The 14283-nt window shown below is 67.3% G+C and carries 14 protein-coding genes; 13 read left to right on the top strand and 1 reads right to left on the bottom strand.

Translation table 11 applies throughout. The annotated features are described in order from the left end of the window. Position 1 precedes the first annotated feature (1 nt). From ACE3RQ_RS17000 to ACE3RQ_RS17055, 12 genes are all read left to right on the top strand, one after another. Positions 2 to 889: an ABC transporter permease gene (locus ACE3RQ_RS17000; protein ID WP_374523256.1), complete on the top strand. Its 888-nt coding sequence runs from the start codon at positions 2 to 4 to the stop codon at positions 887 to 889. Between the two features lie 33 nt (positions 890 to 922). Next, the gene (locus tag ACE3RQ_RS17005; protein WP_374523257.1) at positions 923 to 1804 is read left to right on the top strand and encodes a polysaccharide deacetylase; all 882 of its coding nucleotides are present in this window, start codon (positions 923 to 925) and stop codon (positions 1802 to 1804) included. Between the two features lie 21 nt (positions 1805 to 1825). After that, complete coding sequence (locus tag ACE3RQ_RS17010) at positions 1826 to 2155, top strand: hypothetical protein (protein WP_374523259.1); 330 nt, start codon at positions 1826 to 1828, stop codon at positions 2153 to 2155. 8 nt (positions 2156 to 2163) lie between these two features. Next, on the top strand, positions 2164 to 3186 hold the full coding sequence (locus ACE3RQ_RS17015) for a GTP-binding protein (RefSeq protein ID WP_374523260.1): 1023 nt from the start codon (positions 2164 to 2166) through the stop codon (positions 3184 to 3186). Next, the gene (locus ACE3RQ_RS17020; protein WP_374523261.1) at positions 3183 to 3920 is read left to right on the top strand and encodes an aspartate/glutamate racemase family protein; all 738 of its coding nucleotides are present in this window, start codon (positions 3183 to 3185) and stop codon (positions 3918 to 3920) included. The genes ACE3RQ_RS17015 and ACE3RQ_RS17020 overlap by 4 nt, the downstream gene beginning before the upstream one ends. 212 nt (positions 3921 to 4132) lie before the next feature. Continuing rightward, positions 4133 to 4927 carry a transporter substrate-binding domain-containing protein gene (locus ACE3RQ_RS17025; RefSeq protein WP_374523262.1) on the top strand — a complete coding sequence of 265 codons (795 nt, stop codon included), beginning with the start codon at positions 4133 to 4135 and terminating at the stop codon, positions 4925 to 4927. 38 nt (positions 4928 to 4965) lie between these two features. Continuing rightward, complete coding sequence (locus ACE3RQ_RS17030; RefSeq protein ID WP_374523263.1) at positions 4966 to 5637, top strand: amino acid ABC transporter permease; 672 nt, start codon at positions 4966 to 4968, stop codon at positions 5635 to 5637. 25 nt (positions 5638 to 5662) lie between these two features. Further along, entirely contained in the window at positions 5663 to 6397 is a 735-nt protein-coding gene (locus ACE3RQ_RS17035) for an amino acid ABC transporter ATP-binding protein (RefSeq protein WP_142085587.1), read from the top strand. Positions 6398 to 6410: 13 nt separating this feature from the next. After that, a complete protein-coding gene (locus ACE3RQ_RS17040; protein WP_374523264.1) occupies positions 6411 to 7646 on the top strand; it encodes a cysteine desulfurase-like protein in 1236 nt (411 codons plus the stop codon). Between the two features lie 28 nt (positions 7647 to 7674). Then, positions 7675 to 9204 (top strand): dihydropyrimidinase, encoded by a 1530-nt coding sequence (hydA, locus tag ACE3RQ_RS17045; protein ID WP_374523265.1) that lies wholly within the window; start codon positions 7675 to 7677, stop codon positions 9202 to 9204. A 37-nt stretch (positions 9205 to 9241) separates the two neighbouring features. Then, entirely contained in the window at positions 9242 to 10159 is a 918-nt protein-coding gene (locus tag ACE3RQ_RS17050; protein ID WP_374523266.1) for a MurR/RpiR family transcriptional regulator, read from the top strand. 7 nt (positions 10160 to 10166) lie between these two features. Further along, positions 10167 to 10682, top strand: a complete 516-nt coding sequence (locus ACE3RQ_RS17055; protein ID WP_142085579.1) for an ureidoglycolate lyase — start codon at positions 10167 to 10169, stop codon at positions 10680 to 10682. 537 nt (positions 10683 to 11219) lie between these two features. Here the strand turns inward: ACE3RQ_RS17055 and ACE3RQ_RS17060 are convergent. Next, positions 11220 to 11639 (bottom strand): MarR family winged helix-turn-helix transcriptional regulator, encoded by a 420-nt coding sequence (locus tag ACE3RQ_RS17060; RefSeq protein WP_374523267.1) that lies wholly within the window; start codon positions 11637 to 11639, stop codon positions 11220 to 11222. Positions 11640 to 11807: 168 nt separating this feature from the next. Here ACE3RQ_RS17060 and ACE3RQ_RS17065 point away from each other — a divergent pair, with 168 nt between their 5' ends. Then, on the top strand, positions 11808 to 13718 hold the full coding sequence (locus ACE3RQ_RS17065; RefSeq protein WP_374523268.1) for an FAD-dependent monooxygenase: 1911 nt from the start codon (positions 11808 to 11810) through the stop codon (positions 13716 to 13718). Positions 13719 to 14283 lie beyond the last annotated feature (565 nt).

Genomic DNA, 14283 nt, shown 5'->3' on the forward strand with positions numbered 1-14283 from the left:
CATGACCCGCGACCAACGCCCCGCCAGCTTCTGGTTCCTTGCCCTGTTCTTCGCGGCCTTCGTGGCCTTCCTCTACGGCCCCATGCTGGTGATCGTGGTGCTGAGTTTTCAGGGCCCGGAAGGCGGGCTGACCTTCCCGATTCGCGGCTTCTCGCTGCACTGGTTCCGCCAGCTCGCCGAGGGCCTGGGCGTGGTGGACATTGGCGCTGCGCTCAAGCGCTCGCTGGGCCTGGGCCTGGCGGTGATGGCGCTCACCGTGGTGCTGTCGGTGCTGGCCGGGCTGGCCTTTCGCAAGCGGCTGAAGGGCGGCCACGCGCTGTTCTTCGTGGTGGTGGCCAGCCTGATCATGCCGTCCATCATCGTGTCGCTGGGCATTGGCCTGGAGTTCCGGCTGCTCGACACCGGGCTGAAGTGGGCCTTCGAGGCCCTGGGCATGACCGCGCAGCAAGAAACCTTCACCACCACGCTGGGCCTGTACTCGTCGGCCCTGGGCGCGCACCTCACCTGGACGCTGCCGTTCGGCCTGCTCATCATGTTCGCCATCTTCAACCGCTTCAACCCCAGCTACGAAGAGGCCGCGCGTGACCTGGGGGCCACGCCCTGGCAAGGCTTTCGCCACGTGGTGCTGCCGCTGATCGCACCCTCGGTGGTGGGCGTTGGCATGTTCGGCTTCACCCTGAGCTGGGACGAGATCGCCCGCACCTCGCAGGCCATTGGCGACGTGAACACCCTGCCGCTGGAGCTGCAGGGCCTCACCACCACTGTCACCACGCCCGCCATCTACGCGCTGGGCACGGTCACCACCTTTGTCTCACTGGTGGTGATGGCCCTCGCGCTGGCGCTGGCCCATTTCTTCCGGCGCCGCCAGGCCAAGGGCCGCCCAGCCTGAGGCACCCGCGATCACTCGAACACAGGAGAAAACATGGCAAAAGAAATACTTTGCGGCTTTGGCGTCGACGTTGACGCCGTGGCCGGCTGGATCGGCTCTTACGGTGGCGAAGATTCGCCCGACGACATCTCGCGCGGCATGTTCTCGGGCGAGGTCGGCACCCCCCGATTGCTCACGCTCTTCGAGCGCTTCGGCATCAAGACCACCTGGTTCATTCCGGGCCACTCCATCGAGACCTTCCCGCGCCAGATGCAGGCCGTGGCCGACGCCGGACACGAGATCGGCATTCACGGCTACACCCACGAGAACCCGATCGCCATGACCCCGGCCCAGGAAGAAGAGGTGCTGGACAAGTGCATCGAACTCGTCACCGAGCTCTCGGGCAAGCGGCCCACCGGCTACGTGGCGCCGTGGTGGGAGTTCTCGCGCGTGACCAACGAGCTGCTGCTGAAGAAGGGCATCAAGTACGACCACTCGCTGATGCACCACGACTTTCACCCGTACTACGTGCGCGTGGGCGACCAGTGGACCAACATCAACTACGCCAACAAGCCCGAGACCTGGATGAAGCCGCTGGTGCGCGGCGTGGAGACCGACCTGATCGAGATTCCCGCCAACTGGTACCTCGACGACCTGCCGCCGATGATGTTCATCAAGAAGTCGCCCAACAGCCACGGCTTCGTGAACCCGCGCCACCTGGAAGAGATGTGGCGCGACCAGTTCGACTGGGTCTACCGCGAGCACGACTACGCGGTCTTCCCCATCACCATCCACCCCGACGTGGCCGGTCGCCCGCAGGTGCTGCTGATGCTGGAGCGCCTGTTCGCCCACATGAGCCGCCACCCCGGCGTGCGCTTCGTCACCATGGACGAAATGGCCGACGACTTCGCCCGGCGCTGCCCGCGCCAGGCCTGAGGCCACTCGGGTCGAGTCGCCATGTGTGGCCTGTGTGGAACGCTGGGCGGGCCCGCCCACTGGAGCCAGGCCGCCGGGCGGCTGGACGCCGCGCTCACCCGACGCGCCGAGCGCCAGCACCAGGTGCGCGTGTGCAACGCGCTGTTGCACCCGCAACGCCTGCGCCTGGACGACTGGCAAGGCTCGGCCCTGGTGCTCAGCAGCCCCACCGGCAAGCGCGAGGTGCTCAACAGCCTGCCCGAGGTGTGGGCCACGGCGCAGGCCATGAGCGGCCTGGCCATTGACCCGCTGGACCCGGCCCTGTGGGCGATGCTGGGCGCGCACGCGGGGCAGGGCGGGGCGGCCCCATGAACGAGCCCATGAACGAGCCGATTCCGGTGCACCTGCTCACCGGCTTTCTGGGCTCGGGCAAGACCACGCTGCTCAACCACCTGCTCAAGAGCCCCGAGTTCGGCGACTGCGCAGTGCTGGTCAACGAGTTCGGCGAGGTGGGGGTGGACCACCACCTCATCGAAGCCGTGCAAGGCGAGGTGGTGCTGCTGCCCTCGGGCTGCATTTGCTGCACCGTGCGCGGTGACCTGGCCGAGGCCATGCGCTCGTTGCACGCGCAGCGCGACGCCGGCACCGTGCCCGCCTTTCGGCGCCTGGTGATCGAGACCACCGGCCTGGCCGACCCCACGCCCGTGCTGTCCACCCTGATGCACGAGCGCGTCATTCGCCACCACTTTCGCGTGGGCAGCGTCATCACCACGGTGGACGCGGTCAACGCCACCGACACGCTGGCGCGCTTTCCCGAGGCCGCCAAGCAGGTGGCCGTGGCCGACCGGCTCATCGTCACCAAGACCGACCTGGCGGCCCCCGAGGCGGTGCAGGCCCTGCGCGAGCGGCTGGCCTGCCTGAATGCCTTGGCCGTGGTGCACGAGTCGGGTGGCCAGGCCCTGGCGGCCGGTGCCCTGCTCGGCGATGAGGGAGGCGAAGGCAGCGCTGGCGCGCGGCACGCGGTGCCCGAGCGCGGCCCGCTGGGCGTTCACCGCTCCCTGGTGCAACCAGCGGCAGGCACCCCCGGCGGCGTCGCTTCTTTCACGCTGGAGCTGGAGCACGGGGTGGACTGGACGGTGTTCGGCGTCTGGCTCAGCCTGCTGCTGCACACCCACGGGCAGCGGGTGCTGCGGGTCAAGGGCCTGCTCCATGTGCAAGGCGCCGAGCGGCCGGTGGTGGTGCACGGCGTGCAACACCTGATTCACCCGCCCGAGCACCTGCCGGCCTGGCCGCCAGGCGAGCGGCGCTCGCGCCTGGTCTTCATCACCCAGGGCATCGCCCCCGACCTCATCCGGCGCTCGCTCGCGGCCTTTCTCCACACCTTGTCGACTGCCCCCGCATGACCCCCGAACTGCTCGTCATCAACCCCAACACCTCGGCCTCGGTCACCGACCTGGTGGTGCGGCACCTGGCCCCGGCGCTGGCGCCCGCGCTGGCGGTGCGGGCGGTGACGGCGCGCTTTGGCTCGCCTTACCTCAGCGACGAGTTGGGCTGCGCGGTGGCCGGCCATGCCGTGCTGGACGCCTGGCTGCACGCGCTGCAAAGCCCGGCGCCCGCACCGCACGCCGTGTTGATCGCCTGCTTTGGCGACCCGGGCCTGCTGGCCCTGCGCGAGTGCAGCCCGGTGCCCGTGAGCGGCCTGGCCGAGGCGGCCTTTCACGAGGCCGCGCGGCTGGGGCCGTTCGCGGTGGTCACCGGCGGCGAGCGCTGGGGGCCCATGCTGCAGCGCCTGGCCACGTCGCTGGGGCTGGGCGATCGCTTGGCCGGCGTGCACACCGTGGCCCCCACTGGCGCGCAACTGGCGGCCGACCCGGTGGGCGCGCGTGCGCTGCTGGCCCAGGTCTGCCGCACGGCGCAGCAGCGCTGGGGGGTGAACTCGGTCATCGTGGGTGGGGCAGGGCTGGCGGGCGTGGCCGCGCAGTTGCAGGCCCAGGTGCCCGTGCCCCTGATCGACAGCGTCATGGCCGCCGCGCGCTGGGCCAGCGCCCTGCCACAGGCGGCGCAGGCCGCGCCGATGCCCAGTGCCGAGCGGCTGGCCCAACTGCGCCAGGCCGTCGCCTTTTCGTCGCTCACTTGAGTTCCCCATTTGGGTGCGTGCCAACGCACCGTGGCGGCGCCTGCGCACCACATTGGAATAAAAAAATCATTCGATTCAATTATTGATTTAATCGTTTCATTTTGCTATCGTGTGACCCGCGTGTCAGGCACGCAAGGCACGCCACCGGCGCCCTCCCACAAGGCCAGGTTCTCTTTCAAGTTCCCCCACTTTTCCCACTGGAGTCACTCACCATGAAACTGAAATCACTGGCCGCAAGGCTTGCGTTTGCCTTTGCCTCGGTGGCCGCCGCCGCCACGCCCGCCTGGGCCGCCGACTGGGTGGTCGGCGCCAACATCGGCAACGTGCCCTGGGAGTTCCAGGACGCCTCGGGCAAGTTCGTCGGCTTCGAGATCGACCTGGTCAACGAAGTGGCCAAGCGCGCCGGCAAGACGGTGCAGATCGAGAACATTCCCTTCAACGGCCTGTTCCCGGCCGTGCAGTCCAACCGCATCCAGATCGCCATCTCCTCCATCACCATCACGCCCAAGCGCCTGGAGACCCTGGCCTTCGCCCAGCCCTACTACGACAGCGACCAGGCCTTGACCGTGACGAAGGCCGCCAAGATCAACAAGCTCGACGACCTGGCGGGCAAAACCGTGGGCGTTGACACCGCCTCCACCGGCGACATCTACGCCACCGAGAACACCGCCAAGCTCAAGATCGCCAAGATCAGCCGCTACGAAGGCCTGGCCCCCGCCATGCTTGACCTGGCCTCCGGTCGCATCGACGGCTACATCAGCGACATCCCGGCGCTGGAGTACTACATCAAGGACAAGCCGCAGTACCGCATCGCCGCGCGCATCCCCACGGCCGAGCGCTATTCCTTCATGTTCGCCAAGACCTTCCCCGACGCCGCCAAGGTCAACGACATCCTGACCACGCTCAAGAAAGAGGGCTACCTGGCCTCGATCCACAAGAAGTGGTTTGGCAGCACCCCGCCCGAGACCTCGTCCACCGTGAAGGTGATGGACGTGCCCAAGCTCTGACACCCCCCGCTTCCACCTGAGACCCCAGCCCCACGCCCATGGACCTGATCACCACCTTTTTCAACTGGCCCGTCTTTCTGCAGGCCCTGCCGCTACTGCTGGAAGGCCTGGGGGTCACGGTCGTGCTGGGGGTTGTCAGCATCGTGGCGGGGCTGGTGTCCGGCCTGCTGCTGGCGCTGCTGCGCCTGTATGGGCCGGCACCGCTGCGGGTGCTGGCGCGCATCTACACCGATGTGTTCCGCTCCATCCCGCTGCTGGTGCTGCTGGTGCTGGTGTACTACGCGCTGCCCTTCGTGGGCGTGCGCCTGAGTTCCTTCAGCGCCGCCGCGCTGGCGCTCTCCATGGTGTCGTGCGCCTACACGGCCGAGATCTTTCGCGCCGGCATCGAGGCCATTCCCAAGGGCCAGTTCGAGGCGGCCGACGCCATCGGCCTGGGCTTCTTCAGCAGCATGCGCGACGTGATCCTGCCGCAGGCGTTTCGCATCGTCGTGCCGCCGCTCACCAGCAACTGCATCAACGTGCTCAAGGACACCGCGCTCGCCTCGGTGGTGGCCATGCCCGACCTGCTCAAGCAGGCCACGCAGGCGCAGGCCTTGGCCGCCAACCCCACGCCGCTGATTGGCGCGGCCGTGCTCTACCTCTTGCTGCTGCTGCCGCTGGTGCGGCTGGTTGGCTACTTTGAAACCCGGCACCGCGCCAGCCAGCGCTGATGTCCCATTGCCCATCCTCTCAACCATGGCCGCACTGATCCAGATTCGGGGCTTGCGCAAGTCCTACGGCAACTTCGAGGCCCTCAAGGGCATTGACCTCGACATCGCGCTTGGCGAGGTGGTGGTGGTGCTCGGGCCTTCCGGCTCGGGCAAGTCCACTCTCATTCGCTGTCTCAACCTGCTGGAGGACTACCAGCAGGGTGAGGTGACGGTGGACGGCGAAAAGGTGGTGCGCGGCCGTGGCCTGGCCAAGGTGCGGGCCGAGGTGGGCATGGTGTTCCAGAGCTTCAACCTCTTCCCCCACCTCAGCGTGCTGGCCAACGTGGCGCTGGGCCCGCTGCGCGTGCGCGGCCTGCCCAAGAAAGACGCCGAAGCGCGCGCCCGTGCCTTGCTTGCCCGGGTGGGCCTGGCCGAGCACGCCCACAAATTCCCCGGCCAGCTCTCGGGCGGCCAGCAGCAGCGCGTGGCCATCGCCCGCGCCATGGCCATGGAGCCCAAGGTGCTGCTGTTCGACGAGCCCACCTCGGCCCTTGACCCCGAGATGGTGGGCGAGGTGCTGGACGTGATGCAAGACCTCGCGCGCAGCGGCGTGACGATGGTGGTGGTCACGCACGAGATGGGCTTTGCCCGCCGCGTGGCCGACCGCGTGATCTTCATGGAGGCGGGCAGCGTCGTCGAAGAGGCCCCGCCCGAGGTGTTCTTCGATACCCCTCGCGAGCCCCGCACCCAGGCCTTTCTGCAGGCCATTCTTGCCCACTGAAATCCGAATGCCCATGTCCCTCAACGCCCTCAACCTCGACCTCGTCCGCGCCGAATTTCCCGCCCTGCAAGACGGCTGTGTCTACCTGGACAACGCTGGCGGCTCGCAGGTGCTCAAGCGCGTGGCCGACCGCGTGAGCGACTACCTGCTCACCAGCAGCGTGCAGCTCGGCGCCAGCTACGCCCAGAGCCAGGCGGCCGGCGAGCGCGTGCTGGCCGCGCGCCGCTCGGTGGCCCAGCTCATCAACGCCCCGGCCGACGACGAGGTGGTGATGGGCGGCGCCACCACCTCGCTCATGTTCCTGTTCACCCAGGCGCTGTTGCCCGGCGTGAAACCGGGCGATGAGATCGTGGTCACCAACACCGACCACGAGGCCAACATCGGCTGCTGGATGCGCCTGCGCCAGGCCGGCGCGGTGGTGAAGGTGTGGGAAGTGAACCCCCAGACGCTGGCGCTTGATTTGGCCGATCTCGATCGCCTGCTCTCGCCCCGCACCACCTGGGTGGCCATGACCCACGCCTCCAACATCCTGGGCACGGTGAACCCGGTGGCCGAGGTGGCGCAGCGCGCGCACGCGGTGGGCGCTCGCCTGTGCGTGGACGCCGTGGCCTACGCCCCCCACCGCCTGGTGGACGTGCAGGCCAGCGGCGCCGACGCCTACGTGTTCAGCTTCTACAAGGTCTTCGGGCCGCACTACGCCGTGCTGTGGCTCAAGCGCGACCTGCTGCTGGGCCTGCCCAGCCTCAACCACTACTTCATTGGCCCCGAGGTGGTGCCCTACAAGCTGCAGCCCGGCAACGTGAACTACGAGCTGTCTTACGGCTGCATCGGCATCAGCGACTACCTGGTGCACGTGGGCAATACCCTGGGCGCCACTGGCACCGAGCGCCAGAAAATGCAGGCCGCCTTCGATGCCTTCGAGGCCCACGAAAACCTGCTCGCCGAGCGCCTGCTGGCCTACCTTCGCAGCAAGCCTTCGGTGCGCGTGATCGGCCACGACAGCGCCACCGACGGCCAGCGCGTGCCCACCATCTCCTTCGTGGCGGGTCAGCAGTCGTCCGAGGCCATCGTGCGCCACGTGGACCAGTACGGCATCGGCATCCGCTTCGGCGATTTCTACGCCAAGCGCCTGATCGAGGCCCTGGGCCTGCAAGCGCAGGGCGGGGTGGTGCGCGTGTCGATTGCCCACTACAACACGCTCGACGAGATCGACCGCCTCATCCAGCACCTGGACGAGGTGATCCAGTGAACGCCGCGCCCGCCACCGGAGAGGCCGCATGACACCTCGCCCCTACGCCTGCGTTGACCCGGCCTGCACCGACGCGGCCCACGGCCACCCGCGCCCGCCCAGCGTGGCCGCCGTGGCCACCTCCGCCAAGGCCAGCCTGGCCCACGGCAGCCCGGTGCTGATCCGGGGTGGTCGCGTCATCACCGCCACCGACGACTACGTGGCCGACGTGCTCATGCGCGACGGCGTCATCGACGCCATCGGCCAGCACATCGCCGTGGGGCCCGATGTGGCCGTGGTGGACGCCAGCGGCCTGTACGTGCTGCCCGGTGGCGTGGACACCCACGTGCACATGGAAAACGTGATCGGCCCCACCATCACCTGCGACACCTTCGCCAGCGGCACCAAGGCCGCCGCCTTTGGCGGCACCACCACCGTGGTCGATTTCGCCCTGCAGACCGCCGTCGATTCGCCCCTGGGCGCCATCGAGCGCGCCCGGCGCAGCGCCGACCCGCAGGTGAACGTGGACTACAGCCTGCACGTGATCGTCACCCGCGTGGACGACCAGGTGCTGCAAGACGTGCGCCACGCCATGCGCCACGAAGGCGTGACCAGCTTCAAGATGTTCATGGCCTACCCGGGCGTGATGATGGCCGACGACGCCGCCATCTTCCGCATGCTGCGCCAGGTGGGCGCCGAGGGCGGCATGGTGGCGCTGCACGCTGAGAACGGCACCGTGATCGACCTGCTCATCAAGGAAGCCCTCGCGGCCGGCCACACCTCGCCGCGCTACCACGCGCTCACCCGCCCCGCCATCATGGAGGGCGAGGCCACCCACCGCGGCATTCGCCTGGCCGAACTGGCCGAGGCCCCCATCTACTTCGTGCACGTCTCCAGCAACCAGGCGCTCAAGCACATCGTCGCCGCGCGCGACGAAGGCATTCCCGTGTTCGCCGAGACCTGCCCCCACTACCTGCTGTTCGACGACTCGGTCTACAACAACGACGACTTCGCCACCGCCAAGTACGTCATGACACCGCCGCTGCGCAAGCCCGACGACCAGCAGCACCTGTGGCGCGCCCTGCGCTACGACGACCTGCAAGTGATCGCCACCGACCACTGCCCCTTCTGCATGAAAGAAGGCCACCTGGGCTACCAGTTGCAGAAGATGCGCGGCCAGGACGACTTCTCGCTCATTCCCAACGGTGCGCCCGGCATCGAGACCCGGCTGGTGAGCCTGTTCGACATCGGCGTGATGCGCGGCAAGCTCTCGCTCAACCGCTTCGTCGAGCTCACCTCCACCACGCCGGCCAAGCTCTTCGGCCTGTTCCCCCGCAAGGGCACCATCGCCGTGGGCAGCGACGCCGACGTGGTGCTCTTCAACCCCGCGGCCTCTCAGACCATTCGCGCCAGCGAGCTGCACAGCAACTGCGACTACACCCTGCTCGAAGGCCGTACATTGCAGGGGCGCGTCGAGAAGGTGTTCCTGCGCGGCCAGTTGATCGTGGACGGCCAGCAATGGCACGGCCGCGAAGGCCTGGGACGCTTTGTGCCACGCGGCGAGGTTCGCGCTTTCTGAGCGCGGGCCATTCCCTCACTCCACAGACCCCGCGGACATGGTGACCAAGGCGAACAAGAAGGCCCCCAAACCCACCAACCTCGACGAGCTGCGCGAGCTGATCGCGCGCGAGAGCGAGCGCCTCACGCCGCGCATGCGCGACGCCGCCCGCCACGCGCTGGAGCACCCCAACGACGTGGCGCTGAACTCCATCGCCAGCGTGGCCGCCGCCGCCGGCATGGCGCCGTCCGCCTTTGTGCGCATGGCCAAGGCCCTCGGCTTCGACGGCTATTCCGACCTGCAGCGCCTCTTCATCGCGCCGCTGCAAGACGCCGTGAAACCCACCTTTCGCGAGCGCATCCGCCACTACGGCGGCGAGCAGGCGCTGGACAACCCCGCCGATCCCGCCGAGGTGCTGCAGGCCTTCAGCCAGGCCAACATCGTCTCGCTGGAGCACCTGGCCGACGACGCCGCCGCGCTGCCCCTGAAGCAGGCCATCGCCCTCATCCAGAGCGCGCGCATGGTCTACGTGGTCGGCCTGCGCCGCTCCTATGCCGTGGCGGCCTACCTCACCTATGCGCTCAACCGCGTCGGCCAGCCCGCCGTGCAACTCAACGGCCTGGGCGGCGCCATCGCCGAGCAGGCCTTCGGCGCCAACGAGCAAGACCTGCTCATCGCCGTCAGCTTCCCGCCCTACGCGAGCGACACGCTGGCCGTGTGCGAGCAGGTGCGCGCGCAGGGCGCCAAGCGCCTGGCCATCACCAACGCCTTTCTCAGCCCCGTGGCCAAAGACGCGGACCTGGTGCTTGAGGTCAACGACGCCGAGCTGCTGGGCTTTCGCTCGCTCACCTCGGCCCTGTGCCTGGCCCAGACGCTGGCCATGGGCCTGGCCTTCAGCAAGCGCACGCAGCGCGCCAAGCGCGCCGGTGGCAAGGGCAGGGGGGCCACGCCCGATCTGCACGACATCGATTGCTGAGCACGGCATGCCCCAGCCGCGCCACACCCTGCCGATCGAGCCGCTCACGGCCGAGGCCTTCCGCCCCTTTGGCGACGTGATCGAAGCCAGCGACACCGCGCAGCACTTCACCATCAACGACGGCTTCGCCGAGCGTTACCACGACCTCGCCCACATCGACACAGCCGCCGAAGGTGGGCGCACCCTCGTCAGCCTTTTCCGGGCGAAGCCCCGCGCCTTTCCTCTGTCTGTTGCCACGATGGAGCGCCACCCGCTGGGCAGCCAGGCCTTCGTGGCGCTGGCGCCGGTGCCGTTTCTGGTGGTGGTGGCCCCCCCGGGCGCCGCGCCAGACCCACAGGCCATCCGCTGTTTTCTGGCGCAAGCCGGCCAGGGCGTGAACTACGCGCGGGGCACCTGGCACCACCCGCTGCTGGCGCTCGATGCCCCCACCGACTTCCTCGTGATCGACCGAGGCGGCCCGGCCGTGCCCGGCAACTGTGACGTGATTGCCCTTGAAGAAGGTGCCCTCTGGCTGGTGCGCTGAATGCAACAGCGCCGCCGTGTGCAGGCCGTTCGGCCAACAAAAAAGCCCCTCCACTGCAGGGGCTTCGTGTTCGGTAGCGGAGTGAGAGTCTGTCAACCCCCAGGCGCTGTGCGGCTTTCAGAGGAGCGTCTTCACCAGCCCCGGTCATTCTCCACACACACGGATCAGCGCGATCGCATCAACCCAGGCCCTCGATCCGCATCTGACGCGCGACTTGAGCACCCTCATTGGTCTTGACGATCTCGGCCTGCAGGTCATCTCGAATCACTTTCAGGTCGCGTAGCACTGTCCCCAGACTGCTCTCTCAATGGCCCTGTGCAAGTCGCTGGCTTCCGACGCCCTTAGCAGAGGCTGTCAGGACTGCGAACTCAAGGCACCGAGCTGCAGTGCCCGGCGTCTTGCGGAGTCTGGTCAGTAGGGCGGCCTCCCGCGCGAAGACAAAGCGCGTCTGGGCGCATTGATGCGCCGCATCGCCGATGTGGGCGTGATGGTGCTGCTGGTGGACCAGATGGCCGGCCTGGCCCTGGCGGATCGCAGTTACGTTCGCACGGCCTTGCGCGCCAACTCCAGGAAGAGGGCGCGTTCCTCGTCGCCCAGCGTGTCCAAGATGTCCTTTTGCAGGTCTTGCACCACCGGCAGCACGGCCGTGCGAACGCGCTGGCCCTCGTCGGTGAGCGACACCTCGCGCGCCCGTCGGTCGCGTTCGCTCACCACCCGGTGCACCCAGCCCTTTTGCACCAGCCGGTCGATCACGCCGCCGATGGTGGCGCGGTCGTAGGCAATCATTTCCGCCACGCGCGCCTGGTCGGTGCCCGGCTGGGCGGCGATGGCGTCCAAGGCGGCGAACTGCACCGGCGTCAGGTCAAAACCGGCGGCCTGCGTGCGCTGGACAAACACTTGCGTCGACTGCTGGTGCAGGCGGCGGATCAAGTGTCCCGCCATGTCGTGTGAGTCCATCCCCGCGCTCCGTTGGAAGGTTCAAGTCAGTGGCCTGCCCGCTGTGATTGCAGGCTTTTGATAAGTATACATACGGTATTGACGGCTAATAGTATGTATAGCTATCATTTGCCCGCGCGCCGACCCACCCCCTTCATTTGTGGCGCTTCTCAACCCAAGGAGACGGACATGCAGTTCTACAGAGACGGTTTCAGAGGCGGCAGCCCTGACATCAAGCAAGCGGCGCCCAACCGCCGCAACCGCGGCACCAACGAACCGCTGCCCGAGAAGGTGGATGTGCTCATCGCCGGCACTGGCCCGGCCGGTCTGTGCCTGGCCGCGCAGTTGTCTCAGTTCCCCGAGATCGAGACGATGATCATCGAGCGCATGCCCTGCAACATCATCAAGGGCAAGGCCGACGGCATCAACACGCGCACCATGGAGATGTTCCAGGCCTTCGGTTTTGCCGACAAGGTCAAGCGCGAGACCTACTGGGTGAACCAGACCGCTTTCTGGATGCCCGACCCGGCCAACCCCGCGCACATCAAGCGCGTGGGCCGTGTGCAAGACGTGGCCGACGACAGCTCGGAAATGCCGCACATCCTCATCAACCAGGCCCGCCTGCACGAGCTGTTCCTGGAGGTGATGAAGAACTCGCCCTCGCGCCTTGAGCCCGACTACGGCTGGGAAGTGGCCGGCCTCACCATTGACCCCAACGCCACCGAGTACCCGGTGACCGTCACGCTGAAAGACTCGATCGGCGTGAACTGGGGCGCCACCCGCACCGTGCGCGCCAACTACGTGGTGGGTTGCGACGGCGCCCACTCCAACGTGCGCAAGGCCATTGGCGGCACGCTGCACGGCGACGCCGCGCACCAGGCCTGGGGCGTGATGGACATCCTGGCCAACACCGATTTCCCCGACGTTCGCCAGAAGTGCCTGATCTCCTCGGCCAGCGAAGGCAACGTGCTGATCCTGCCCCGCGAAGGCGGTTACTTGTTCCGCATGTACGTGGAACTCGACAAGCTGCGCCCCGACGAGCGCGCCGCCAGCCGCAAGTTCACGCAGGACGACATGATCGCGGCCGCCAACCGCATCATCAAACCCTACTCGATCGACGTGAAAGAGGTGGTGTGGTGGTCGATCTACGACATCGGCCACAGCATCACCGACCGCTTTGACGACGTGCCCGAAGGCGAAGACCGCAACCCCCGCGTGTTCACCGCGGGCGACGCCTGCCACACCCACTCGCCCAAGGCCGGCCAGGGCATGAACGTGTCCATGCAGGACACCTTCAACCTGGGCTGGAAGCTGGTGCACGTGCTGCAAGGCCGTGCCGACGCCAGCCTGCTGCGCAGCTACTCCAAAGAGCGCCTCACCGAGGCCAAGCGCCTGGTCGAGACCGACCACTCGTGGTCGCGCATCATGTCGGCCCCCACCACACAGGCCGAGCGCGACGGCACCGAAGAGCCGCGCATCATTCGCCAGTTCAAGGCCAACCTGGAATTCACCGGCGGCACGGCCGTGAAGTACGACCAGTCGCTGCTGGTGGGCCCCGCCACGCACCAGGCCCTGGCCAAAGGCGAGGAGATTGGCCGCCGCTTCCACTCGGCCCCGGTGGTGCGCCTGGCCGATGCCATGCAGATGCAACTGGGCCACGTGGCCGAGGCGGACGCGCGCTGGCGCCTCTACGCCTTCGCCGGCAAGGCCGACAGCTCCAACCCCGGCTCTGCCATCCACAAGCTGGCCGACTGGCTGGAGACGAACCCGAACTCGCCGGTGGTCAAGCACACCCGCCCGGGCGAAGACATCGACGCGGTGATCGACTTCCGCGCCGTGTTCCAGCAGACCTTCGATCAGCTCGCCTTCGAGAACATGCCCTCGCTGCTCAAGCCCAAGACGGGCAAGCTGGGCCTGATCGACTTCGAGAAGGTCTTCTGCGTCGACCACAAGGGCGTGGGCGACATCTTCGACATGCGCGGCATCAACCGCGACACCGGCTGCCTGGTGGTGGTGCGCCCCGACCAGTACGTGGCCCACGTGCTGCCGCTGGACGGCTACGAAGAGCTCGCCACCTTCTTCGCCGGCATCCTGCGCTGATCTGATTTCGACGGTGCACCCAGCCGCAGGGCTGGCAGGGCTGGCGCTCTGCCAGCCCTGTTGTCGTTGATGGGTTGGGCTGGTGCCGCGGGCGAGCACCTTTGCGTGCGAGGGCCTCGCGCCCGCATCGGGGCAGCGCCAACAAAAAAGCCCCTGCAATGCAGGGGCTTCGTGTTCGGTGGCGGTGGGGGTAGGCACGACTGAACCCTTCTCAGGGAGAAGTTAGTGAGCGTAAACGTATGGTCTGTTGCAGACCTTTAAAAAAAAAGCGCGCGCACGCGGGCGCGCGCGCAAAAAAGGAAATTTGCCTGTTTGAGTCTGCAAGCGGTACCCCGTGTCCACGCTTGTGCTGAGGACGCATTTTTGTGCAGCACCGCAAAAATCTTGATCTTTGAGTTCGATGGTGGCGGGCTATCTTGATCCCCCGGTAACTAGGCATCACCACTTTTCTCAAGATGCCTCATAGGGCCAAAAAATCGAGCCAAGAAGCCTTCCTCTCTGATGCATGAGTGTTGACGCCGACCGAAAACTGACCATCTGAAGGCGGGAGTGCCGCTTCAAAATT

Origin of the sequence: Hydrogenophaga sp., from assembly GCF_041913525.1 — a bacterium.
Classification (GTDB): Bacteria; Pseudomonadota; Gammaproteobacteria; order Burkholderiales; family Burkholderiaceae_C; genus Hydrogenophaga.

What these genes read in the sequence shown, in the direction of transcription:
- ACE3RQ_RS17000 (WP_374523256.1), top strand. Translation starts at nt 2, where the DNA reads ATGACCCGCGACCAACGCCCCGCCAGCTTCTGGTTCCTTGCCCTGTTC.
- ACE3RQ_RS17005 (WP_374523257.1), top strand. Translation starts at nt 923, where the DNA reads ATGGCAAAAGAAATACTTTGCGGCTTTGGCGTCGACGTTGACGCCGTG.
- ACE3RQ_RS17010 (WP_374523259.1), top strand. Translation starts at nt 1,826, where the DNA reads ATGTGTGGCCTGTGTGGAACGCTGGGCGGGCCCGCCCACTGGAGCCAG.
- ACE3RQ_RS17015 (WP_374523260.1), top strand. Translation starts at nt 2,164, where the DNA reads ATGAACGAGCCGATTCCGGTGCACCTGCTCACCGGCTTTCTGGGCTCG.
- ACE3RQ_RS17020 (WP_374523261.1), top strand. Translation starts at nt 3,183, where the DNA reads ATGACCCCCGAACTGCTCGTCATCAACCCCAACACCTCGGCCTCGGTC.
- ACE3RQ_RS17025 (WP_374523262.1), top strand. Translation starts at nt 4,133, where the DNA reads ATGAAACTGAAATCACTGGCCGCAAGGCTTGCGTTTGCCTTTGCCTCG.
- ACE3RQ_RS17030 (WP_374523263.1), top strand. Translation starts at nt 4,966, where the DNA reads ATGGACCTGATCACCACCTTTTTCAACTGGCCCGTCTTTCTGCAGGCC.
- ACE3RQ_RS17035 (WP_142085587.1), top strand. Translation starts at nt 5,663, where the DNA reads ATGGCCGCACTGATCCAGATTCGGGGCTTGCGCAAGTCCTACGGCAAC.
- ACE3RQ_RS17040 (WP_374523264.1), top strand. Translation starts at nt 6,411, where the DNA reads ATGTCCCTCAACGCCCTCAACCTCGACCTCGTCCGCGCCGAATTTCCC.
- hydA (WP_374523265.1), top strand. Translation starts at nt 7,675, where the DNA reads ATGACACCTCGCCCCTACGCCTGCGTTGACCCGGCCTGCACCGACGCG.
- ACE3RQ_RS17050 (WP_374523266.1), top strand. Translation starts at nt 9,242, where the DNA reads ATGGTGACCAAGGCGAACAAGAAGGCCCCCAAACCCACCAACCTCGAC.
- ACE3RQ_RS17055 (WP_142085579.1), top strand. Translation starts at nt 10,167, where the DNA reads ATGCCCCAGCCGCGCCACACCCTGCCGATCGAGCCGCTCACGGCCGAG.
- ACE3RQ_RS17060 (WP_374523267.1), bottom strand. Translation starts at nt 11,639, where the DNA reads ATGGACTCACACGACATGGCGGGACACTTGATCCGCCGCCTGCACCAG.
- ACE3RQ_RS17065 (WP_374523268.1), top strand. Translation starts at nt 11,808, where the DNA reads ATGCAGTTCTACAGAGACGGTTTCAGAGGCGGCAGCCCTGACATCAAG.